The sequence below is a fragment of the Bradyrhizobium betae genome (genome assembly GCF_050632175.1).
Taxonomy (GTDB): Bacteria; Pseudomonadota; Alphaproteobacteria; order Rhizobiales; family Xanthobacteraceae; genus Bradyrhizobium; species Bradyrhizobium betae_B.
The window spans coordinates 3,934,333-3,955,513 of record NZ_CP192576.1 but is presented as its reverse complement, the minus strand read 5'-3'; the positions used below and the strand labels follow the sequence as shown (position 1 = coordinate 3,955,513).

At 64.5% G+C, this 21,181-nt stretch carries 17 protein-coding genes and 4 pseudogenes; 12 read left to right on the top strand and 9 right to left on the bottom strand.

What is annotated here, in order from left to right; all coding sequences use genetic code 11:
* Positions 1–238: 238 nt before the first annotated feature.
* The 3 genes from ACQ86E_RS19075 to ACQ86E_RS19065 form a co-directional block, all read right to left on the bottom strand.
* A complete protein-coding gene (locus ACQ86E_RS19075; RefSeq protein ID WP_431201298.1) occupies positions 239–2,302 on the bottom strand; it encodes an elongation factor G in 2,064 nt (687 codons plus the stop codon).
* 167 nt (positions 2,303–2,469) lie between these two features.
* On the bottom strand, positions 2,470–2,949 hold the full coding sequence (locus ACQ86E_RS19070; RefSeq protein WP_431201297.1) for a DUF992 domain-containing protein: 480 nt from the start codon (positions 2,947–2,949) through the stop codon (positions 2,470–2,472).
* A gap of 157 nt (positions 2,950–3,106) precedes the next feature.
* Positions 3,107–4,309 (bottom strand): pyridoxal phosphate-dependent aminotransferase, encoded by a 1,203-nt coding sequence (locus ACQ86E_RS19065; protein WP_431201296.1) that lies wholly within the window; start codon positions 4,307–4,309, stop codon positions 3,107–3,109.
* Between the two features lie 603 nt (positions 4,310–4,912).
* Here ACQ86E_RS19065 and ACQ86E_RS19060 point away from each other — a divergent pair.
* From ACQ86E_RS19060 to ACQ86E_RS19035, 6 genes are all read left to right on the top strand, one after another.
* Positions 4,913–5,563, top strand: coding sequence for a glutathione S-transferase family protein (locus tag ACQ86E_RS19060; protein ID WP_431201295.1), 651 nt, complete (start codon positions 4,913–4,915; stop codon positions 5,561–5,563).
* 299 nt (positions 5,564–5,862) lie between these two features.
* A complete protein-coding gene (locus ACQ86E_RS19055; RefSeq protein WP_431201294.1) occupies positions 5,863–6,054 on the top strand; it encodes a hypothetical protein in 192 nt (63 codons plus the stop codon).
* 85 nt (positions 6,055–6,139) lie between these two features.
* Positions 6,140–6,298 (top strand): hypothetical protein, encoded by a 159-nt coding sequence (locus ACQ86E_RS19050; RefSeq protein ID WP_431201293.1) that lies wholly within the window; start codon positions 6,140–6,142, stop codon positions 6,296–6,298.
* Positions 6,299–6,426: 128 nt separating this feature from the next.
* On the top strand, positions 6,427–7,239 hold the full coding sequence (locus ACQ86E_RS19045; RefSeq protein WP_431201292.1) for a PAS-domain containing protein: 813 nt from the start codon (positions 6,427–6,429) through the stop codon (positions 7,237–7,239).
* Between the two features lie 72 nt (positions 7,240–7,311).
* Complete coding sequence (locus ACQ86E_RS19040; RefSeq protein WP_431201291.1) at positions 7,312–7,767, top strand: GNAT family N-acetyltransferase; 456 nt, start codon at positions 7,312–7,314, stop codon at positions 7,765–7,767.
* A 260-nt stretch (positions 7,768–8,027) separates the two neighbouring features.
* The gene (locus ACQ86E_RS19035; protein ID WP_431201290.1) at positions 8,028–8,969 is read left to right on the top strand and encodes an aldo/keto reductase; all 942 of its coding nucleotides are present in this window, start codon (positions 8,028–8,030) and stop codon (positions 8,967–8,969) included.
* Between the two features lie 18 nt (positions 8,970–8,987).
* Here ACQ86E_RS19035 and ACQ86E_RS19030 read toward each other — a convergent pair whose 3' ends face one another.
* The 3 genes and pseudogenes from ACQ86E_RS19030 to ACQ86E_RS19020 form a co-directional block, all read right to left on the bottom strand.
* Positions 8,988–9,308, bottom strand: coding sequence for an antibiotic biosynthesis monooxygenase family protein (locus ACQ86E_RS19030; RefSeq protein WP_431201289.1), 321 nt, complete (start codon positions 9,306–9,308; stop codon positions 8,988–8,990).
* Between the two features lie 220 nt (positions 9,309–9,528).
* Positions 9,529–10,746 (bottom strand): DUF1501 domain-containing protein, encoded by a 1,218-nt coding sequence (locus ACQ86E_RS19025; protein WP_431201288.1) that lies wholly within the window; start codon positions 10,744–10,746, stop codon positions 9,529–9,531.
* Positions 10,747–10,748: 2 nt separating this feature from the next.
* Positions 10,749–12,318 (bottom strand): annotated as a pseudogene (locus ACQ86E_RS19020) (DUF1800 domain-containing protein).
* A gap of 114 nt (positions 12,319–12,432) precedes the next feature.
* On the opposite strand from ACQ86E_RS19020, the gene ACQ86E_RS19015 reads away from it, so the two are divergent.
* Positions 12,433–12,651, top strand: a complete 219-nt coding sequence (locus tag ACQ86E_RS19015) for a cysteine-rich CWC family protein (protein WP_431201287.1) — start codon at positions 12,433–12,435, stop codon at positions 12,649–12,651.
* 55 nt (positions 12,652–12,706) lie between these two features.
* On the opposite strand, the gene ACQ86E_RS19010 is transcribed toward ACQ86E_RS19015, so the two are convergent.
* From ACQ86E_RS19010 to ACQ86E_RS19000, 3 genes are all read right to left on the bottom strand, one after another.
* Positions 12,707–13,414, bottom strand: a complete 708-nt coding sequence (locus ACQ86E_RS19010) for a glutathione S-transferase family protein (RefSeq protein WP_431201286.1) — start codon at positions 13,412–13,414, stop codon at positions 12,707–12,709.
* 260 nt (positions 13,415–13,674) lie between these two features.
* Positions 13,675–13,905: a hypothetical protein gene (locus ACQ86E_RS19005; protein ID WP_431201285.1), complete on the bottom strand. Its 231-nt coding sequence runs from the start codon at positions 13,903–13,905 to the stop codon at positions 13,675–13,677.
* Entirely contained in the window at positions 13,902–14,681 is a 780-nt protein-coding gene (locus tag ACQ86E_RS19000) for a TSUP family transporter (RefSeq protein WP_431201284.1), read from the bottom strand. The genes ACQ86E_RS19005 and ACQ86E_RS19000 overlap by 4 nt, the downstream gene beginning before the upstream one ends.
* 318 nt (positions 14,682–14,999) lie before the next feature.
* Here ACQ86E_RS19000 and ACQ86E_RS18995 point away from each other — a divergent pair.
* The 5 genes and pseudogenes from ACQ86E_RS18995 to ACQ86E_RS18975 all read left to right on the top strand — a co-directional run bounded on the left by ACQ86E_RS18995 (position 15,000) and on the right by ACQ86E_RS18975 (position 21,171).
* Positions 15,000–15,916: pseudogene (locus tag ACQ86E_RS18995) on the top strand (LysR substrate-binding domain-containing protein).
* Positions 15,917–16,018: 102 nt separating this feature from the next.
* A pseudogene (locus ACQ86E_RS18990) lies at positions 16,019–16,244 on the top strand (hypothetical protein).
* Between the two features lie 58 nt (positions 16,245–16,302).
* Positions 16,303–16,533 (top strand): hypothetical protein, encoded by a 231-nt coding sequence (locus tag ACQ86E_RS18985; RefSeq protein WP_431201283.1) that lies wholly within the window; start codon positions 16,303–16,305, stop codon positions 16,531–16,533.
* A gap of 93 nt (positions 16,534–16,626) precedes the next feature.
* Positions 16,627–19,593 (top strand): excinuclease ABC subunit UvrB, encoded by a 2,967-nt coding sequence (gene uvrB, locus ACQ86E_RS18980; RefSeq protein WP_431201282.1) that lies wholly within the window; start codon positions 16,627–16,629, stop codon positions 19,591–19,593.
* A 169-nt stretch (positions 19,594–19,762) separates the two neighbouring features.
* A pseudogene (locus tag ACQ86E_RS18975) lies at positions 19,763–21,171 on the top strand (DUF4407 domain-containing protein).
* The last annotated feature ends 10 nt before the right edge of the window (positions 21,172–21,181 follow it).

The following is a 21,181-nucleotide window of genomic DNA, read 5'->3' as shown; positions in this document are numbered from 1 at the left end:
TAAAATACATCATTTGGCAGGAAGCGCAAGGTCCCTCCTCCGTCATTGCGAGGAGCCCTTGCGACGAAACAATCCAGAATCCCTCCGCGGAAAGACGCTGGATTACTTTGCTGCGCTCGCAATGACGCGTGGAGGGGGCGCGGGCCACATGAATCGCCGCGCTCGCGGAGCCCTCACCCCACCCTCTCCCCGCAAGAGCGGGGCGAGGGGAGTGAACGAGCCGTGCGTCCCTACCAGCTTACGCCGCGTGCTGATGCGCGGCGATGATCTGGTCGGCGGCGCGGCCCGTAACCTCGGCCATGTGGTCGAACTGGCGGGTGAAGCTGCCGGCACCGGCGGTGGCCGAACGCAGCTCGACGATCAGTTCGCCGATCTCGGCTTCCGGCATCATGGCGCGCACGCAGTCCCAGCCGCTCCAGCCGTCGCGGGTGTCGAAGCCGAGGATCTGGCCGCGCCGCGCCGACAGGATCGCATTGATCCTGGCGGTGGCCTCGGTCGGGCAGACGATCTCGACGACGTGGATCGGCTCCAGCAGCACCGGCTGGCATAGCGGCAGGCCCTCGTTGAGGCCGACTCGCGCCGCAGTGCGGAAGGCAAGGTCGGAAGAATCGACGCTGTGATAGGAACCGTCGGTCAACGTCACCTGCACATCGGTGACGGGGAAGCCGAGCGGACCGCGCGTCAATCCGTCGACAACGCCCTCCTCCACCGCGCCGATATAGTTGCGCGGCACCGCGCCGCCGACCACCTTCTCGGTGAACTTGAAGCCGTCGCCGCGCGGCATCGGCCTGATGTCGAGCACGACGTCGCCGAACTGGCCGTGGCCGCCGGACTGCTTCTTGTGGCGGCCGCGTTGGGTGATCGGCTTGCGGATGGTCTCCTGATAGCCGATCGCGGGCGGATGCGAGGTGAGCTTGATACCGAAGCGGTCGCGAAGCCGCTCGCTGGCGACGCGCAGGTGCATCTCGCCCTGCCCCCACAGCACGGTGTCGTGGGTCTGGGCGTTCTGCATGACGACGAGCGAGGGATCCTCCTCGTGCAGCCGCGCCAGCGCCTGGCCGAGCTTGACGTCGTCCTTGCGGTCGGTGGCGGCGATCGAGATCGCCAGCACCGGCGGCGTCGGCTCCGCTGCGGCCAGCGCATCCGGCGGAGTCTTGCCGGTCGAGACCGTGTCGCCGGTCTTGACGGGATCGAGCTTGGCGAGCGCCACCGTGTCGCCGGCTTCGGCCACGGCACGCTTGGTGTCGTAGGCGCCGTTGACCGCAAGGATGCCGGAGATGCGGCTCAATCCGCCGGAGGCCGATTGCAGCGTGGCACCGTCGTCGAGATGGCCGGCGAGCAGCCGCGTCAGCGACAGCTTTCCGCCATGCTGCGAATGCAGCGTCTTGAAGACGAAGCCGAGCGCATCCTTGCCGGCGGGCACACCCAGACGCTTCGCGGTCTCCGCAATGCCCGGGGCCTCGTGGCGCAGCGCCTTCATCAGTCGCAGCACGCCGTTTTCGCGCGCGGCGGCGCCCAGCAGCACGGGACAGATCTGCCCCTCGCGCAATTCGCGGGCGAGGTCGTCGAACACGGCATCGCGCGGCGGCTGAATGTCCTCGAGCAGCTGCTCCATCAGCGCGTCGTCGTGATCGGCGAGCTTCTCAAGCATCGAGAAGCGTGCCTCCTTTTCGCGATCGAGATCGCCGCCTGCGAGCGCGACCACTTCGGAGGCCTTGTGCTCGCGATAGATGAAGGCGCGCTCCAGCGCGAGATCGACAAAGCCTTCGATCAGCTCATCCTTCCAGATCGGGATCTGGCGTAGCACCAGCGGCACGCGCGAGGCGGGCTGGAGCGTCGCGAGCGTCTCGCGGATGCGCTTGTTGGCGCGGTCGATCTTGTTGAGAAACAGGAAACGCGGGATCTTCAGCTCCTCCAGCTCGCGCAGGATGATCTGAAGCTGCGGCAACTTCTTCTCGTCGGCCTCGCAGACCACGATGGCGGCGTCGACCGCGGGCAGCGCGGCGCGCATGTCGTGTGCGAACTCGACGGACCCGGGACAATCGAGGAAGGTGTAGCTGTCGCCCATGAAACTCGTGGTGGCGGCAGTGAGGCCGACGGTCATCTTGTGATGTCGGGCTTCCGGCGTGGCGTCGCCGACCGATGTTCCGGCGTCGACGCTGCCGGCGCGCGGGATGGCGCCCGTTCGCGCCAGGATCGCTTCGAGAAGTGTGGTTTTACCGCTTTGGAAAGGGCCCACCAGCGCGATGCACCGTGGACCCAAAGGTTTATTGATTGGGGGACTTCTGACGTCTTGTCCCATTTCGCCGCCTCCTTGGTGTGGAGCTCGGCCCATGATTGGGTCGGCAAGCGCAGATGCTCTGCCCGTCCCTGAGATTTGGCAAGCGTCAAAAATCGCTGCGGTGCGTCGTCGATGTTTCACCTCTCCCCAGCGGGGAGAGGTGAATCAACACCTCCAGTAAGGAGCGCTTAACGGCCCGGACGGAGTTCCAGGCTCTCGAGTCCGGCCGCAACGTTGAGGCCGACCTGGCCTTGGACGCTGAGCGGCTGAAGCGCGATCGAATTGTTGGAGCCACCGACCAGTACGTTGCCGCCGAGGCCGACGCCAACCGACGCGCTGCCCTGCGCGCCCGCGTAGTTGCCGGCGAGATCACCGGGACCGAGCCGGTTTACCGGTGCGAACACGCCCCACGCCAGTGCCGTCTCCTGGGTGATGCCGATGTCGAGACCCACCTTGCGGATCGTCGCGACGTAGCGGTCCTCCGGCAGGCCGTCTGCGCGGAGCACGCATCCGAGATGGGTCACGGAACCCACGATGAACCCAACGCTAGCGCCGCCGCGGCATTCGAGTACACCGACCTTCACCATCCGCGATTGCGCGCTGGCGCCCGTGACGGAAGCAACGAGGCTGGCTGCGGCAAGCCCGGCTAGAAGGAGTGAACGGCGCATGAAATATCTCCGGCAATGAATGTGACGCGAGCATGGGAAGGGACGATGCAAGTCGCGCGGGGGTTCTATGCCACAAGAGTGATCTCGGTGCCAGATTTCGTGATGAGATAAAAAGGCCCGCCGAAGCGGGCCCATTCCAAATGTTGTCGCGACAATCTTACCGCAGATTACCGCAGAAGCGCTGGATACGCTTGCAGGCATCTTCGAGGTCCGAGGTCTTGGTCGCGTAGGAGATGCGGAATGCAGGTCCAAGGCCGAACGCCGAACCCTGCACCACCGCAACGCCCTCGGTCTCGAGCAGCTCGGTCACGAAGGTCTCGTCATTGTCGATCACCTTGCCCGACGGCGCGGTCTTGCCGATCGTGCCGGCGCAGGACGGATAGACGTAGAAGGCGCCTTCGGGACGCGGGCACTCGATGCCCTTGGCCTGGTTGAGCATGGAGACCACGAGGTCACGGCGCTCCTTGAACACCTTGTTGTTGGCGGGGATGAAGTCCTGCGGACCGTTCAGCGCTTCCACCGCAGCCCACTGGGCAATCGACGACGGGTTCGAGGTCGACTGCGACTGGATCGTCGCCATCGCCTTGATCAACTGGGCGGGACCACCGGCATAGCCGATCCGCCAGCCGGTCATGCAATAGGCCTTCGACACGCCGTTCACGGTGAGGGTGCGGTCGTACAGTTTGGGCTCGACCTGCGCGATGGTGGTGAACTGGAAGTCGTCGTAGACGAGATGCTCGTACATGTCGTCGGTCATCACCCACACATGCGGATGCTTGACCAGCACGTCGGTGAGCGCCTTCAGCTCGGCCCTGGTGTAGGCAGCTCCGGTCGGGTTCGACGGCGAGCACAGGATGACCCATTTGGTCTTCGGCGTAATCGCCTTCTCGAGTGCGTCGGCCTGAAGCTTGAAGCCGGTCGCGGCGGTGCAGACCACCGACACCGGCTCGCCGCCGGCGAGCGCCACCATCTCGGGATAGCTGACCCAGTACGGCGCGGGGATGATCACCTCGTCGCCCGGATTCATGGTCGCCATCAGCGCGTTGTAAAGCACCTGCTTGCCGCCGGTGCCGACGATGATCTGGTTCGGCTTGTAGGTGAGGCCGTTCTCGCGCTGAAACTTGTCGATGATGGCTTCCTTCAGCTCGGGAATGCCGTCGACCGCGGTGTACTTGGTCTTGCCCGCTTCGATGGCGTGGATCGCCGCCAGCTTGATGTTGGCCGGCGTGTCGAAGTCGGGCTCGCCGGCACCCAGGCCGATGACGTTGCGGCCCGCCGCTTTCAGCGCGCGTGCTTTATCCGTGACCGCGATGGTCGCGGACGGCTTCACACGGTCGAGCGCAGCGGCAAGGAAGGACATCGTCATCTCCTGACAAGCGTCGTGAACCCTTTGGCCTCACGACTCCGATTGTGGGAATGCAGACACCCTAAAACGTGTGCCGGTGCACCGCAAGAAACTTCGGCCCAATCTCGCAAAAGTTTGCGGATCTGGAGCGTTTCAAGGTGCGATTTGCCGCAATTTTCCGAAACTTTGCCGCCGGAAACGCTCATATCCCGCAAGGCCTGTCCTCGGAGCAATTTTGCGCCGTTCCCGATCAAACAGCAGGTCGTCATGCCCGGGCTTGTCCCGGGCGCCACGTTCTTCGTGCCACGTCGCCAAGACGTGGATGGCCGGGTCAGCCCGGCCATGACGATGCGGAAACGTTAACGCCCTGAAGCCAATGTGCGTGCGATCATCCTGCCCTCACACCAATGCACGGCACGATGCGTCCGCGCGGTGACGCAAGCGTGAACTGAGTTGCATGTCCGCACGGAAATGATCTTCCGCCGCATTGCAATGCGGTAGGGTTTTCGAGTTTTTCTATGGGCTGGCCCTTGCAGCGGATTCGCATCGGCATCATTGTTTAGCCGCGTTGCGGGGCAACAAGCGCAGCGTCTTCCCGTGCCCGGAATCATCTTCAGAATGTACAAGCTCTATTCGATGCAGCGCTCCGGCAACAGCTACAAGGTCCGCCTTGCGCTGGCGCTGTTGAATTTGCCTTACGAAGCGGTCGAGGTGGACATTCTGCGCGGCGAGAGCCGCACGCCGGACTTTCTGACCAAGAACCCGTCGGGCCAGGTGCCGCTGCTCGAGGTCGGCGACGACCGCTATCTCGCCGAGTCCAACGCCATCCTCTGGTACGTCGCCGTCGGCACGCCGCTGGCGCCGGAGAACCGCATCGACCGTGCCGAGGCGCTGCAGTGGATGTTCTTCGAGCAGCACGCGCTCGAACCGAACATCGGCGCGGCCTATTTCTGGCTGTCGCTGGTCAAGGGTGGCCGCGACCTGCAGGTCCACGCGCTGGAGGACTGGATGGAGCGCGGCTATGGCGCGCTCCAGGTGATGGAGAACCATCTCAAGACCAACGCCTATTTCGCGGCCCGCCAGCTCACGGTCGCCGACATCGCGCTGTATGGCTACACCCACCTTGCCGACCGCTGCGACTTCGACCTCATGGCCTTCCCTGCGATCCGGGACTGGCTGAAGCGCGTCGAGGCCGCTCCCGGCTTCGTGGCGATGGACTGGCGGCCAGCCGACATCGACAACCCCGCCAGCATCGCGGCGGGGGCCTGAAGGTGAGCTCCCTCTCCCGCTTGCGGGAGAGGGTTGGGGAGAGGGTGTTTCCGCATGGGGACACTCCCCGTGCGGAGAGAACCCTCACCCGGCGCTTCGCGCCGACCTCTCCCGCAAGCGGGCGAGGTGCACCGAGTTCGCGGCTGATCCGCCCAAACATCAAGAATTACGGGCATATCGCTAACCTTTGCCGCAATCCCGCCATTTTCATCGCAGGAGCCGCCGCAATATTGCCGGTTGAAATTGTGAAGTTGTTCGGCGTCGCGGGTGATTCGTCCGCACGTTGAAGGATTTAGACCATGATTCGGGCGTCCGGCACGGCAGGCTTTCAAGGCCGTCCCGATACCGTCGCATCTTCCCGGTTAACCAACGCGGTTGCGGCCTCACTCGCCGTCGCCGTGCTGTCGCTGTGTCTGATCGTCACCCTGACGGTGCTGTCGACCAAGGTGACCATGGCCAAGGCGACCATGGCGATCGGTCTGCCGGTCTGATCCCCGTTTCATTCCGGATCATGCTTCACGGCGCCAGGAAACCTTCAATCTGGCCCGCCTCGACCGGTATCGCGACAGGATTTCGATGAAATCACCTGTGGTCGTCGTTGCAATCACCCTGACTGCGGCCATCCTGGTCGCGGCATCGCTGCTGATCTTCACCGGCATGCGCAAGAGCCCGGGGGCCTCGACGCTGAATGCGCCTGCGCAGCAGCAGCGCCTCAGACACACGCATCTGGTCTAAAATCTTCCGAAAGCTTTGCGCGCTCTCACAGCCGCTTCTTAAGCGTTCCGCGCGATTTCGCACTGCAACCGCGCAACGATCAGTCAGTGTCGCGGCCTTATCTCGTTCAGGAAGGACGAGTCAGGCCCATGCGATTCGGATGGCGTGCGATCTCCGGTCCCGTGCTGACGGCAGCGGTCGTGCTGCTGGCGATCCTGCTCGATCGTCATGTCCCCGTCCCCTCGCCCGCGCCGCTGCTCGTCGGCATCGTCGCGCTGGCGGGAGCGCTGGCGGGTTTCGCCCCGGCCATGACCAGCGCGGCGCTCGCCGTGATCGGCGCGGCGCTGTTCTTCCTCAGCCGTCACGGCGTATCCTTCGGCGCAGCAGCGGATCTGGTCCGGCTTGGCCTGCTCGCCATCACAGCCTTCGGCACCGCCGGCATCACCGGCCTGATGCGTAAGCGGCTGCTCGGCACCTTCGCCGCCGAGCGAAAGAGCCACGCCACTGCCGCGCGGCTGTCGGCGGCGCTCGACGAGGTCGACATCGGCATCGTGCTGCTCGATGCGGAGACGCGGGCCGAATTCATCAATCGCGCCTTTCGCGACTATTTCGCGCTTCCGGACGAAATCGCCGACGGCAAGCCGCCGTTCGTCGCGCTGATGTATCACGGCCGCGACACCGGCACGTTCGAGCTGCCGGAAGACGAGCTCGGCACCTTCATCGCGCAACGCATGGAGACGGTGCGGATCGGCGACGCCACGCCGATCAACATCAATCTGCGCAGTGGCGAGGTGTTGCGCTTCGTCTGCGCCGTGCTGCCCGACGGCGGCCGCATGCTCAGCTATACGCCGGTGACCGACCTCGTGCGCCACACCGACGCGCCCTCGCGCGCCGACTATTACCGCTCGCTGCGCGATCCCACCGGCCGCAGGCTGATCCGGCATCTGGGCGTCGCGGAGTGATGCGAGAGCACGATTGATCGGCGCGCCCATCATCACGTATGAAGGGCCTCCATCGGCCGCGGGAAATTTCAGATGTCGCTCAGCATTCGCTCCGTCACGAAGCAGGATTACGATCAGTGGCTGCCGCTGTGGGACGGCTACAATGCCTTCTACGGCCGCTCGGGCCCGACCGCGCTCGCGCCCGAGATCACGAGGATGACGTGGCAGCGCTTCTTCGATGCCTATGAGCCGGTGCATGCGCTGGTCGCCGAGAGCGAGGGCAAGCTGCTCGGGCTGACGCACTATCTGTTTCATCGCAGCACCACCGCGATCGAGCCGTCGTGCTATTTGCAGGATTTGTTCACGAGCGAGGCCGCGCGCGGCAAGGGCGTCGGCTCGGCGTTGATCCATGGTGTGTATGAGCGCGCAAAGAGCGCCGGCGCGTCGCGGGTCTATTGGCAGACGCACGAGACCAACGTCACGGCGCAGCGCCTGTACGACAAGGTTGCCGAGCGCTCGGGCTTCATCGTCTATCGCAAGGTCTTCTGATCTTCGCCAGCCAGACGCCCTGTGGATAACTCTGCCTGTCACCGGCGCGTAACACTCCGGGACTAGGTTGCAGCTGCGTCTGATCAGGCCCCCGTCACCGATCAAGCGCCCCAAAGCGGTCCCCGTCAGTCGCCGCGTCTGACAGGGGCCGCGTTTTTTGCCCGCGATTGCCAAGCATGGCAGCAGCGCGGCCGGCGCGCCTTGCTGCTGCGGCGCACCGCGGTCACAATGGGCGCCGCTTTCTCCTGACAGGACCTCCCATGGAAATTCGTAATCTCGGCGCCTCCGGCCTGCGCGTGTCCGCGGTCGGGCTCGGCTGCAACAATTTCGGCCAGCGCATCGACCTCGAAGCCTCGCGCAAGGTGATCCATCGCGCGCTCGATCTCGGCATCACGCTGTTCGACACCGCCGACATCTATTCGAACATGGGCGGCTCGGAAAACGTGCTGGGCGCCGTGCTCGGCGATCGCCGCAAGGACATCGTGCTCGCGACGAAATATTCCAAGCCGATGGCCGAGGACGGCACCAAGCAGGGCGCCTCGCGCCGCTACATCATGGCTGCCGTGGAAGCGAGCCTGAAGCGGCTAAAGACCGACTACATCGATCTCTACCAGCAGCACGATTACGATCCGCTGACGCCGATCGAGGAGAGCCTGCGCGCGCTCGACGATCTCGTCCGTCAGGGCAAAGTCCGCTATATCGGCAATTCGAACTTTCCGGCCTGGCGCATCGCGGAGGCGGAGTACGTTGCTCGCGCGATGAATGTCAGCCGCTTCGTCTCCTGCCAGGACGAATATTCGCTGGTCGTACGCGACATCGAGAAGGACCTGTTGCCTGCTGCGCAAGAATACAAGCTCGGCCTGTTGCCGTTCTTCCCGCTCGCCAGCGGACTCCTGACCGGCAAGTACAAGAGGGGCGAAGCCGCCCCCGGCGACACCCGCTTCGGCCAGACGCCGCGGCTGCGCGACCGTTACGTCACGCCGCGCAACGAGGCCATCGTCGAGAAGCTGCAGGCCTTCGCGCAGGCGCGCGGCCACTCCATGCTCGAACTCGCTTTCTCCTGGCTCGCCGGCCGCCCGCAGGTCTCGAGCGTCATCGCCGGCGCGACCCGCGCCGAGCAGATCGAGCAGAACGTCAAGGCGATCGCGTGGAAGCTGAGCGCGGAAGAGATGGCGGAGATCGACAAGATCACGCAGGGCTGATCTCGACGGCGCGGCGGGCTATGTCCCGCCGCCCACCGTCTGGATGACCTCGAAGCCCTCGAACTGGGGATGACCGAGATAAGTCGGCTTGTTATCGCCGGCCCGCGCATGCGCCGCGCGGAACGCTTCCGATTTGGTCCAGGCCTCGAACGCGGCATGGTTCGCCCAGATCGTGTGCGAGGCATAAAGCGTGTGATCCTCGAGCTCGGGGCCGCGCAGCAGATGGAATTCGACGAAGCCCGGCACCTTGTCCAGATGCGTGTCGCGCGTAAGCCAGACCTGCTCGAAGGCGGGCTCGGAGCCCTTGGCGACGCGGAAGCGGTTCATGGCGATGTACATGGGTGCGATCTCCTGATGTCAGCGAAGCACCGCTCTCTCACTCCCTCGCCCCGTTCTTACGGGGAGAGGGTGGGGTGAGGGGCCGCCTCCGCGAGTTCGGTCTGAATTGTAGGCGAAGCGCGTGCCGCGCGCACGACTGTTGTGCGAGTTGGATAGACTTCCCTTCTGGCAACAGTGTGCCCTGCCCCTCACCCGGATCCCCGCAACGAGCGGGGAGAGATTAAGCAACCAATCCCTTCATGGGCCGCGCTGCGGTGCTGTCCGGGAATACCGTTTCCGCCAGTACGCGATCCGACAGCCCGAACTGGCCTTGCAGCACGCCCTTGATGACCGAGCGCAAGTCGGTCGTCGGCTTCAGATCTCGGCCCTCATGGAGATTGGCGAGCTTGAGGCCCGGCCAATCCGAGATGACGCGGCCGCCCTTCACGGCGCCGCCCGCCAGAAGTGCGATGGTGCCGGTACCGTGATCGGTCCCGTCGGTGCCGTTGATGCGCGCGGTGCGGCCAAATTCAGTGGCGACCACGACGGCGGTGTCGCGCCAGCGTTCGCCCAAACCGCTTTCGAATTCGGCGAGCGCACCGTCGAGCCCGCCGAGCAGGAAGGCGAGACGCCCGACCGGGCCGCCTTCATTGGCATGCGTGTCCCAGCCGTCGAAGGCGAGCGCGGCAATGCGCGGGCCGTCATCGGCGGCCATCAACTTTGCCGCGCCGCGCGCCACCTGGCGCATCTGCGCGACCTGGTTGCCGCGCTTGGGCTTCATGTCGTCGCCGCTTGCGACCTTGTCGAGCTGGAGGCCTTGCGACAGCGCCGAAGCCAGCGCAGGATCGCGGTGACGGTAGAGATCGACCAGCCGCATCGCGGTGTCGTCATCGGCTTGCGGCAGCGCGACCGGCGCCCAGCCGACGGTCGGCGCATTGCCGCGCAGCACCAGCGGCGTGGTCGGACCGACAGCAAGACCGCTCGACACGCGCTCACCGCGCGGCAGCGCTTCGAGCGCGCGGTTGAGCCAGCCGGACTGGACGCGGCCGGGACCGGCATAGCCGCTTTCGAGCACATCCTGGCCGTCGAAATGCGAGCGGTCGCGATACGGCGTCGCAACCGCATGGATCACCGCGGCATGCTTGTCGCGGTACATGCGCGCAAACTCCGGCATCGCCGGATGCAGGGCGAAGAAGGAATCCAGCATGAGGGCGGGATGGGCGCCGTCAGCGGCGAGCGCGATCGAGCCGTGCAGGCCGGCATAGTCGGGGTCGCCGACCGGCGCGACGGTCGAAAGGCCGTCGAGCGCGCCGCGCAGGATCACCACGACCAGCCTGGGATCGCGCCCGTCGGCCGCGCGCGCGAATTTCGGCAGGTACGCCCAGGCCGCGAAGGACGCGCCGCCGAGCAGGAGGCCGCGGCGCGAGGTGAGGAGGCGGTTCTCGACGCAGTCGATCATTGTCATCTCCGCTGCATTTCCGGCGACATCAGCAACAGCGCCAGCGCCTGCTGCCGCGATTCCGCGCGCTCGATGGTTTTGCGCGTGTCGATCGAGGCCGCATCCGCGGCGGCGAACTCCAGCAGGTCGAGCGGATCGATGTTGTTGCCGAGCCGCGCGCCCAGTTGCGCCGCGATGTCGAGCCGTAGCTTGAGGCCCTCTGGCGCGGCCCAGGCCGCGTTGGTGTCCGGGAAGCCATTCGGCCCCGCCGGTGTCCACAAGGGCTGGCCGAGCAGATTGAGGCCGTTGAGATAGGGGCCGGGATCCTCGGGCACGCGCGCGAGCAGCCGGCCGCTCGCGACCAGGAAGTCATATGGCGAGCGCATCTTGGTCAGCGGCGCCCTCCAAGCCTCGTCGGAATCGACCAGCGCCGTCGCCATCGCCTTGAGATCGCCGTCGGACTTGACGAAGACGTCGCGCAAGCGCGCCACGAGCGCCGGCGGCGGATCGTCGGCGACGAAGTGCCGGACGAACTTGGTGGCAATGAAATTTGCGGTGGAGGGATGGCGTGCGATGTCGGCGAGCGCGGCCTCGCCCTGTGCCAGCTCCGTCGCCTCGTAGGTCTTGCCGAGCAGCATTTGCGTCCCCGGCTGGTGCGCATTGGCGTTGAACGCGAAGGCGCCGGGCGCCCCTAACTGGCCCTGCCGTCCCGCAAAGGTCCAGCCGGTGATGATGCGCGCGAGCGAGGTGACGTCCTCCTGCGTGTAGCCGCCGCCGACGCCGAGCGTATGCAGCTCCATGATCTCGCGCGCGAGATTCTCGTTCAGCCCGCGCTTGCGGTTCTGCCCTGCACGAGAATCAGGTCCGAGCGATTGCTGGTTGTCGAGGAAGAACAGCATCGCCGGATGCTGCTCGACGGCCTTCAGCATGTCGGCGAAACGTCCGAGCACGTGCGGCCGGATCGCCTCGCGCTCGAATGCGCCGGCCCACATCCGCGCCAGCTCGCCCTTGCTCGCGGAGATGCAGAAATGGTTAGACCAGAACACGACGAGACGCTCGGTGAAGCCGCACTCCACCAGCGTCGCGCGCTGCAGCCGTGCCAGCGCCTCGGCGCGAAAGGTCTTCTGGATCACGTTAAGCGGCTGCGGGGCCGGCTTTGCGGCGGGCGGCGCCGCCGTATTCGGCTGCATGGTCTCGGGCTTCGCCGTGACGTCGGCGGACTTCGCCTCGGCCATCTGGCCGGCCATCTCGGCCGCCAAGGTGTTCAGCGAGAGATTGCGGCGCAAGCCCGGCTTCTGATCGGCCGGCGCTTGCTGCGGCGCTTCGGCGGGCGCGGCGGCTTTGGCCGTTTCTTTGGCGGCTTCGCGCGCCTGCTTGACCTGATCCTGATAGGCAAACACGGCCTGGCCGAGCTGCGGCGTCGATTGCAGGCCGGGCGCCTCCAGCAGCACGCCATTCGGACGCGCCAGTTCCGCCTTCACGAAGCCACGCGGGTCGCTGGCGGCGTTGATGAGATCGCCGGACGCCCCGCCGCGAGCGCCGAAGCCGAAACGGTTGACCGCAACCAGGGCGGCTTGCGAGATCGCGGGCCATCGATTTGTCCTTCGCGCGCTGCCAACCGCTTTGCGAGTCCATGCGCAGCGCTTAATATACCGCAGCGGGAGATGAACCCGACATGAAAATGACGGCGAAGATTTTGCGGCAATCATGACAAATCCGAAAGAATCCGCGGCGCCTGAACCACGCCGCCTCACCTGTTCCCGCTGCGGCACCGCGTTCGGCTGCGACCTCTCGGGCAAGTGCTGGTGCGCGGAGGAGACGGCGCGACTGCCGATGCCGGTCAAGGGCGAGGACTGCCTGTGCCGGGACTGCTTACGCAAGGCGGCAGCGGAGGCGGCACGGAACCCGGATGGAGCGCCAGCGTAATCCGGGACTCAATCCGCAAGCGCCGGCCCCGGATTTCGCTGGCGCTCCATCCGGGCTACGAAGCTTGGACTGGATGCCCCGGCGACTTCCGCGCCATACCGTCGAACGCATCGAGCAGCTTCTCGCGCCACGCGTAAACCGGATCATCCGCTTCCAGCAGCTTGAACGGGCTGGTGACGCGCGCCCACTGAAAACCGCCGAACACGATGTAGTCGGCATAGTTCGGCGCGCTGCCGCCGATGAAGGGCTGCTTCTTCAGGGTCTGCCGCATCACCTCGAGCGACTTGCGGAACGTAACGACCCCCGCATCGCGGCTCGCCATCACCTCTTCGAGAGTCTTTCCGCCGAAGCGCGCCTCGCGCGATTGGCGGAAATAGGCGGCATCGACTTCAGCGAGGTTGTTCGGGATGTCGGCGACGATCAGCGGAAAGATGCCGCCGACGATGGCGATGTCGCCCCAGGCGTTGATCATGCGCGCCATGGCGCGGCCGCCCTCGCCGCCGAACAGCGACGGCTGGTTTGGAAAATTGTCTTCGAGATAATTCGCGATCGCCCAGGAATCGACGACGGGCTTGTCGTGATGCAGCAGCACCGGAACCTTCTCCGAGCCGTGCGGCGCGATCACGCTTTTCTCGGTGAAGCGCCAGGGCAGCGATTCCGCCGCCAACCCCTTGTGCGCGAGCGCCATCCGCGTGCGCCAGCAAAACGGGCTGAACGGGCGCGAGGCGTCGGTGCCGACGAGTTCAAAGAGCTTGAGGGACATGCAGAGGCAACTCCAAGTGTTCCGTCATTGCGAGCGCAGCGAAGCAATCCATACTGCCGCCGCGGGCGCATTCTGGATTGCTTCGCTTGCGCTCGCAATGACGATGTGGAGGCAGATGCGCGGCAAACTCCACTGTCATGCCCCGCGCAGGCGGGGCATCCAGTACGCCGCCGCGGTCGTGAGATACATGACTGCTGGTGTTTACTGGATCATCCGCCTTCGCGGATGATGACAGCGAGGGCGTGGGAAGAGCGAAGGCGTCAGCGCCCGTTCGCGCACAGTAACCGCTCGCCACCTTCCGTCACCGCGATGACCAGCCCGATGCCGGGCCGGGTCTCGCGGGCGACGTAGCCGCGGTCGGCGGCGTCCTCCCAGATGGTGAGGCGGGGGCACGAGGTCTTCCAGGTTGCGATCACCTCGGCATAGGCGCGCGGCTCGCGGGCGACCCATTCGACGAAGTCCAGCACCAGCGGATCTGCAGTCTCGCTCATTGCAAACCTCCCTTGTCGAAAGCGGCCAGCACCGGCGCTCGGAGCAGCAGCCAGCCGCCATAGGCGATGTAATAGCAGGCGATGGTGGTGATCAGCTTGTTCGACCAGGCGATGAATTGCCGGTCGGTCATGGCTTCGAGGATGCGCCGCGCCAGCGTGGTGCCGAGCATCGAGGCGAGAATCGCGACGCCGGCGAGCACGGGATCGAGGCTCGCCGCCTGGTCGATCACGCCGCCGAAATAGATCAGCTTGGTGAAGTGGCTGACGAGCTGGCACATCGCCTTCGTCGCCACCTTCTCGCGCCGGCCGAAATCCCCTCCGAGGAAGAAGGTGTCGAGCAGCGGCCCCGACACGCCGGTCATCAGCATCAGGCCCATGCAGATCGTGCCGTAGACCGTGCCCTGCCAGAGACGGTCGGGATCCGGCTTGACGGTCGAAGGCAGCAGCCGCGCCATGAACGGGGTGACGCCGAGCAGCAGCAGCGCCATCGGCTTGTCAGGCACGTAGCGGGTCAGCGACCAGGCCGCGAGCGCGACCGCCGCGCCGACCATGTAGTTCGCGACAGGCCGCCAGCGGATATGCGCGCGCCAGAGAAAGGCGCGCCAGCCGTTCGAGGCCATCTGCGTGATCGCGTGCAGCACCATCGCGGTCGGCAGCGGCATCAGGGCCAGCAGCACGCCGATCAGGATCAGCCCGCCGGCCATGCCGAACAACCCCGAAAGAAACGCGGTGCCGACCATCAGCAATCCAAGGGCAGCGATCATGATAGGCGTCACTGAGGAATCTCCCCTGGTGGATGGGTTAGGTTAGGGACGTAGCGCTGTTTCGCTCCCTCGCCCCGCTTGCGGGGAGAGGGTGGGGTGAGGGGAGTCTCAGCAAGGGAGGGGGCAGTTGGACTCGCGGAGGAGTCCCCCTCACCCGGAATTTGCTGTCGCAAATTCCGGCCTCTCCCCGCACGCGGGGAGAGGCGAAGAACGCGGCAGCTGCCCTTGAAACACAACCTTGGAATTACTTTCATTCTTGTGCCTCCCTTGCTCCTTCTTCGCAAACTGAGTTATCTTGCCCTGGCATCAGCTTTCCTGAGGGTGGGGCATTTGCGGCGGCTGCTGTTTCTCAACGGCATCAAGGCATTCGAGGCGGCGGCGCGGACTGGCAGCTTTGCCGCGGCCGGTCTCGAGCTCAGCGTGTCGGCAGCCGCCGTCAGCCGCATGGTGCATCTGCTCGAGGACCGGCTCGGCGTCGCGCTGTTCGAGCGCAAGGCCAACAAGCTGGTGCTGACGCAGGCCGGGCGCTCTTATCAGAGCGGGCTGACGCCGATCTTCGATGCGCTGGCGAGCCTCACCGCGCAGGTGACGGCGCCGTCCAGCGTCCGCGTGCTCACCATCGGCGTCGGACATACGTTTGCGATGCGCTGGCTGATCCCGCGGCTGTCGGAGTTTCGCAGCGAGGAGCCCGACATCGAGGTGCGCTTCACCACCGGCGGCGCGTCGGTGCCGTTCGGCGAGGACTGGAGTTGCGGCATCAAGCTCGGCACCGGCGACTGGCCGGGGCTGGTGGCCGAGCCGCTGTTCGCCGGCGATCTCACACCGGTCTGCGTGCCCCGGCTGGCCACATCGCTGAAGCGGCCGGCCGATCTGAAGGGCCCAAGCCTGATCCGCGTCGAACATTCGCCCGAAGACTGGCCGATCTGGCTGAAGGCCGCGAACCTCCCCGTATCAATCCGCGCGGGCCGGAGTTCCAGTTCTACGGCCAGGCGCTGCAGGCCGCCGCCGACGGGCTCGGCATCGCCATGGGCATCCGGCCCTATATCGACGACGATCTTGCCGCCGGACGGCTGGTCGCGCCATTCGACCTCTCGGTGCCCAAGGGCATGCGCTGGTACCTGGTCTATCGCAGCTTTCAGACCGAGCAGCGCGACTTTGCCGCGTTCCGCCGCTGGATCATGCGCGCGGCGTCGGGGCCCGCGGCCCGCCCCGTCAGGCGGATCGGCCGTGCTGCAACACGGAACTGACAATACCGGACAAAAAAGCCCGCCGCTTGTGAACGGCTTCACATACTGAAGCTGGCAAATGTGGTCCCCTAACCCTCCGACAAGACACTCTTGGGGACTACAATGACGACCCTTTACGACGGCTTTGACATCGAGATCCTTCGAAGCTGGCAAGGGGCTGTGGCACGCCCGTATCCGGCGCGCCGATTTCAGCCCGGTTGCCATCGACGGCGTGCTGTTTCCGGCCATGGAGGTCGGTTTCGCCTGGCCCGATCCCGACGCGGCGATCGCCGACGCCAAGCACCACATCGATCGCTTCCGCCGCCGCGCGGACGACAGCGACGAATAAGCGAGCGCGACTGCAGCCAGGCTCAGGGACAGGCGTAGCTCAACAGGGGGAACCGGTCATGTCAGTCATCGAATGCGGAGACACCCCGCGGCCAAAGATTTACGCCCGCAATGTGCTGTCGAATTGTCCGGAATGCGACGGCGACCTCACGGTGCTGCGCGTGATCCCCGGCCGCGCCGGCTGCGAGTACTGGGCCATGCGCTGCACCGATTGCGGGGGTCTCCATCTCGACATCCTCGAGCCGCGTCTGGTGGCCGAGGACGACGGAGGACCGCTGCCGGCGGCGTGACCGAAACGACTGCTGCCAACCTGCTGTCAGCAGCCTGCACCCGGATGGGCATTCGCCCTTTTCTGAGGAGCGGACTCGCCCCATATTCGCCTCATGGCGAAGAAACCTGCTCCCCCAAAATCCCCTAAATCCAAGACGCCAAACTCCAAGGCACATCGGCCTGACGTGCAGCCGATCGGGCCGGCGCTGGCCGAACTGCTGAATCCCGCCATCAATCGCGGCGATGCCGGGCTTGGCTCGGGCACCGGCCTGCAGCCGCCGCCGGACAATTCGCGCGATCGCCGCTCCGGGGGTGAGGCCGCCGCGCACCGCGCGCGCGCCTCGACGCCGAAGGCGTTTCCGCAGGATGCGGCCAAGAATCTGGCGAAGCCGATGCCGCTGCGCCCCAATCCGCAACCGCCCGGCGCCCGCGAAGGCAGCGGTTTTGACGAGGCGCCGCAGGCCAATTACGGCACGGCGGCCACGATCCCGACGCTCGATCCGGAACTGGCGCGGCAGCTCGGTTTTCCCACCGAGGAGGACGACGCCGAGGCGCTCGCCCGGCCGCCGCGCAACAAGATGGAGGCGCTCGGCGTCAAGGCGACTGCCGATGCGCTGGAATCGCTGATCCGCGAGGGCCGCCCCGAGTTCCGCAAGAACGACGGCTCGCTGAAAGTGTGGACGCCACACCGGCCGCCGCGGCCTGAGAAGTCTGAAGGCGGCGTGCGCTTCGAGATCAAGTCGTCCTACGAGCCGCGCGGCGACCAGCCGACCGCGATCGCCGAACTGGTCGAAGGCATCCAGCGCAACGAGCGCTCCCAGGTGCTGCTCGGCGTCACCGGCTCGGGCAAGACCTACACCATGGCCAAGGTGATCGAGGCGACGCAGCGCCCCGCCATCATCCTCGCCCCGAACAAGACGCTGGCCGCCCAGCTCTACGGCGAGTTCAAGAGCTTCTTCCCGGACAACGCGGTCGAGTATTTCGTCTCGTACTACGACTACTACCAGCCGGAAGCCTACGTTCCGCGCACCGACACCTATATCGAGAAAGACTCCTCGATCAACGAGCAGATCGACCGCATGCGCCACTCCGCGACGCGCGCGCTGCTCGAACGCGACGACGTCATCATCGTCGCCTCGGTGTCCTGCATCTACGGTATCGGCTCGGTTGAGACCTACACCGCGATGACGTTCGCCTTGAAGAAAGGCGAGCGCATCGACCAGCGCCAGCTCATCGCGGACCTCGTCGCACTCCAGTACAAGCGCACCCAGCACGATTTCACCCGCGGCACGTTTCGCGTGCGCGGCGACGTCATCGACATTTTCCCGGCGCACTATGAGGACCGGGCCTGGCGCGTGAACCTGTTCGGCGACACCATCGAGACCATCGAGGAGTTCGATCCGCTCACCGGCCACAAGCAGGACGAGCTCGAATTCATCAAGATGTACGCCAACTCGCACTATGTGACGCCGCGTCCGACGCTGGTGCAGGCCATCAAGTCGATCAAATACGAGCTGAAGATGCGGCTCGACCAGCTCAACAACCAGGGCCGCCTGCTGGAAGCGCAGCGGCTGGAGCAGCGCACCACCTTCGACATCGAGATGATGGAGGCGACGGGGAGCTGCGCCGGCATCGAGAACTATTCGCGCTATCTCACCGGTCGCCTACCCGGCGAGCCGCCGCCGACGCTGTTCGAATACGTGCCCGACAACGCGCTGGTTTTCGCCGACGAGAGCCACGTCACCGTGCCGCAGATCGGCGCGATGTTCAAAGGCGACTTCCGCCGCAAGGCGACGCTGGCCGAATACGGCTTCCGCCTGCCGTCCTGCATGGACAACCGCCCGCTGCGCTTCGAGGAATGGGACATGATGCGGCCGCAGACGGTCGCGGTGTCGGCGACGCCGAGCAGCTGGGAGCTGAACGAGAGCGGCGGCGTGTTCGTCGAGCAGGTCATTCGCCCCACCGGACTGATCGATCCCCCGGTGAACATTCGCCCCGCCCGCACCCAGGTCGACGATCTCGTCGGCGAGGTCCGCGCCACCGCGCAGGCCGGCTATCGCTCGCTGATCACGGTGCTGACCAAGCGGATGGCGGAGGACCTGACCGAATATCTGCACGAGCAGGGCATTCGCGTCCGCTACATGCACAGCGACATCGACACCATCGAGCGTATCGAGATCATCCGCGATTTGCGTCTCGGCGCGTTCGACGCGCTGGTCGGCATCAACCTCTTGCGCGAAGGCCTCGACATTCCCGAATGCGCGCTGGTCGCGATCCTGGACGCCGACAAGGAAGGTTTTCTGCGCAGCGAGACCTCGCTGATCCAGACCATCGGCCGCGCCGCGCGCAACGTCGACGGCAAGGTGATCCTCTATGCCGACCAGATGACCGGATCGATGCAGCGCGCCATCGCCGAAACCGACCGCCGCCGCGAGAAGCAGGTCGAGTACAACACCGCGCACGGCATCACGCCGGAGAGCATCAAGAAGTCGATCGGCGACATCATGAACAGCGTCTACGAGCGCGACCACGTGCTGGTCGAGATCGGCGGCCACGACATGACCGACGACGTCATCTCGATCGGCCACAATTTCGAAGCCGTGCTCGCCGACCTCGAAACCCGCATGCGCGAGGCCGCCGCCGATCTGAACTTCGAGGAAGCCGCGCGCCTGCGCGACGAAGTCAAGCGCCTGCGCGCCACCGAGCTCGCGGTGGTCGACGATCCCACCGCCAAGCAGCGCACCGTGCAGGGCAAGGCCGGCGCCTATGCCGGCACGAAGAAGTACGGCGATTCCGCCAATCTGCCGGTCAGCGCCATGAAGAAAAAGACCGTGAGCTCCGCGCTGAAGGCGAGCGGCGGCGGCAGCGGCTCGAAGGTGCACAAGCCGCATCTCGACGAGATGCACGGCCCGGAATCGCTGCCCTACCGCGAAAACCGCGCGCTGCCGTCGAAGCCCTTCGGCGGCGAGAGCCGGATCATCCAGCCGACGGATTCGCGGCAGTCGGGGCCGGAGTTCGGGCCGGCGCCGAAGTCGACGGGTGGGATGCCCGGGCGACGGGGTGGGTGGAAGAAGAGGTAACATACAACCCTTGGATTCGGACGGCATTAGCTTCAACCCAACGCGCTTGACGGCAGGGCCCGGCACACTACAATCTTTAACTGTATTTTAGCCCTTCTCGCGCGCCTCGTTTTATTCCATGGGGGTCCAAGTGCGCAGATCGAGAATTCGACCACTGTTGATACATTAGATGTTTTCACGATTCTTCGAAAACGTCCAAGCGCGCATCCTTCGTCTGTTCTGCTTTATAGCAGGAATAGATCACGAGGCTGTGGTGGACTGCCCCCGCACCGACCGTATTTGGGCTGGGCATTTAGGTTTTTCACTTTCGCTGTCCTTCACTGTGATTTTCGGGATCACATATTACTCTTCAGGCTACGTCGTCGTAGAGCCAGCAAATCGAGTAATCGTCTCCGCTGTCGTCGCTCTTACGATTTTTATGTTTGATCGAGCATTCTTTCAGTCAGATTGGTTTCTTCAAACCTCCGCAGAGAATTATCAGAAGGCCGCATGGCACATCTTCCGCATCGCAGTTCGCCTTACAATCTCTATTGGAATCGCTTTCGTACTCTCAACATTCCTGGAGCTCGCGATATTTTCGGATAGCATCACGGAGAAGATTACAATTGATCACCTCTCGATCAACAAGCCTACCTACGACCGGATAAACAAAGAGAAGCGCGATCTTGATAACGAGATTGAGTTACAGCGGAAGAACCTGACTAACCTTGAGGCTCTCTACCAACGGGAACTTACAGACGACGCCCCATTGGATGTCGCAGCACAGGTGCAATTCGACGACTACGAACAACAGAAGAAGAATTTGGAGAAAGTTGAACAAGGCCTTCGCGCCCAAGCCCAAATACTTCGCGACAAAATCCTCGAATATCAGGAAGAAATGAACGCGGAAGAATTGGGGCGCGCTATAAAACCAAACAGCAGCGGAAAGGTGGGGATGGGCCCTCAATTCCAATTCGCAAAAAGCAAAAGGAACTCTACGAGGCTCGACTTTCTGACATTCAAGGCCAGATACTCGCAATACCTGCTAAGAGGGAAGAGTTCGCGAAGGCGCAGAAGGCCCTCTCGCAAGAGGCGCTTGTACGTCGCAACGATGATAGGAGTTCTTCTCAAGACAAACGAAACGAGTTGCGACGCCGAATTGACGGCGCACGCGCTGAATTGTCAGCACTAGAGATCGCACGAACACGAAAGCTCGATGAATTTCAACGAGCAGCCTTCGCGAGCCCTGAATTTCAACAAAAGAAGAACGATCCGCTATCGCGAATGACGGCATTTGCCGAGCTTAAGAGGGATCCAAAGCACGGAACTACAGTTTCGCTGTTTGCTGTAATGACCCTATTATTTGTTGTCTTTCTGGAAGTCGTTCCGGTTCTGGCAAAAGCATTTTTCTCTCCGCTGACTGCGTATGGCCAAGTCATAAGAGCGCAGGTGGAATTAAGGAAGACCAAGGAATCCCATCAAGTCGAGATGCAAGACAAGGCCGCTAGAAAGATCGAAGCCGAGCAAGATCTTGAGATAGCGATTCGCGAAACGGCAGCGACTGGATTGAAGGATTCATCTGACGCTGCTGCAGCTTAGTAGAGTAGGT

Bases quoted from the DNA above. Each gene is read 5' to 3' on its own strand.
- ACQ86E_RS19035 (WP_431201290.1), top strand. From the start codon at position 8,028: ATGGAAATTCGTAATCTCGGCGCCTCCGGCCTGCGCGTGTCCGCGGTC.
- ACQ86E_RS19030 (WP_431201289.1), bottom strand. From the start codon at position 9,308: ATGTACATCGCCATGAACCGCTTCCGCGTCGCCAAGGGCTCCGAGCCC.
- ACQ86E_RS19065 (WP_431201296.1), bottom strand. From the start codon at position 4,309: ATGTCCTTCCTTGCCGCTGCGCTCGACCGTGTGAAGCCGTCCGCGACC.
- ACQ86E_RS19005 (WP_431201285.1), bottom strand. From the start codon at position 13,905: ATGAGCGAGACTGCAGATCCGCTGGTGCTGGACTTCGTCGAATGGGTC.
- ACQ86E_RS19070 (WP_431201297.1), bottom strand. From the start codon at position 2,949: ATGCGCCGTTCACTCCTTCTAGCCGGGCTTGCCGCAGCCAGCCTCGTT.
- uvrB (WP_431201282.1), top strand. From the start codon at position 16,627: ATGGCGAAGAAACCTGCTCCCCCAAAATCCCCTAAATCCAAGACGCCA.
- ACQ86E_RS18985 (WP_431201283.1), top strand. From the start codon at position 16,303: ATGTCAGTCATCGAATGCGGAGACACCCCGCGGCCAAAGATTTACGCC.
- ACQ86E_RS19015 (WP_431201287.1), top strand. From the start codon at position 12,433: ATGACAAATCCGAAAGAATCCGCGGCGCCTGAACCACGCCGCCTCACC.
- ACQ86E_RS19010 (WP_431201286.1), bottom strand. From the start codon at position 13,414: ATGTCCCTCAAGCTCTTTGAACTCGTCGGCACCGACGCCTCGCGCCCG.
- ACQ86E_RS19075 (WP_431201298.1), bottom strand. From the start codon at position 2,302: ATGGGACAAGACGTCAGAAGTCCCCCAATCAATAAACCTTTGGGTCCA.
- ACQ86E_RS19025 (WP_431201288.1), bottom strand. From the start codon at position 10,746: ATGATCGACTGCGTCGAGAACCGCCTCCTCACCTCGCGCCGCGGCCTC.
- ACQ86E_RS19050 (WP_431201293.1), top strand. From the start codon at position 6,140: ATGAAATCACCTGTGGTCGTCGTTGCAATCACCCTGACTGCGGCCATC.
- ACQ86E_RS19055 (WP_431201294.1), top strand. From the start codon at position 5,863: ATGATTCGGGCGTCCGGCACGGCAGGCTTTCAAGGCCGTCCCGATACC.
- ACQ86E_RS19060 (WP_431201295.1), top strand. From the start codon at position 4,913: ATGTACAAGCTCTATTCGATGCAGCGCTCCGGCAACAGCTACAAGGTC.
- ACQ86E_RS19040 (WP_431201291.1), top strand. From the start codon at position 7,312: ATGTCGCTCAGCATTCGCTCCGTCACGAAGCAGGATTACGATCAGTGG.
- ACQ86E_RS19045 (WP_431201292.1), top strand. From the start codon at position 6,427: ATGCGATTCGGATGGCGTGCGATCTCCGGTCCCGTGCTGACGGCAGCG.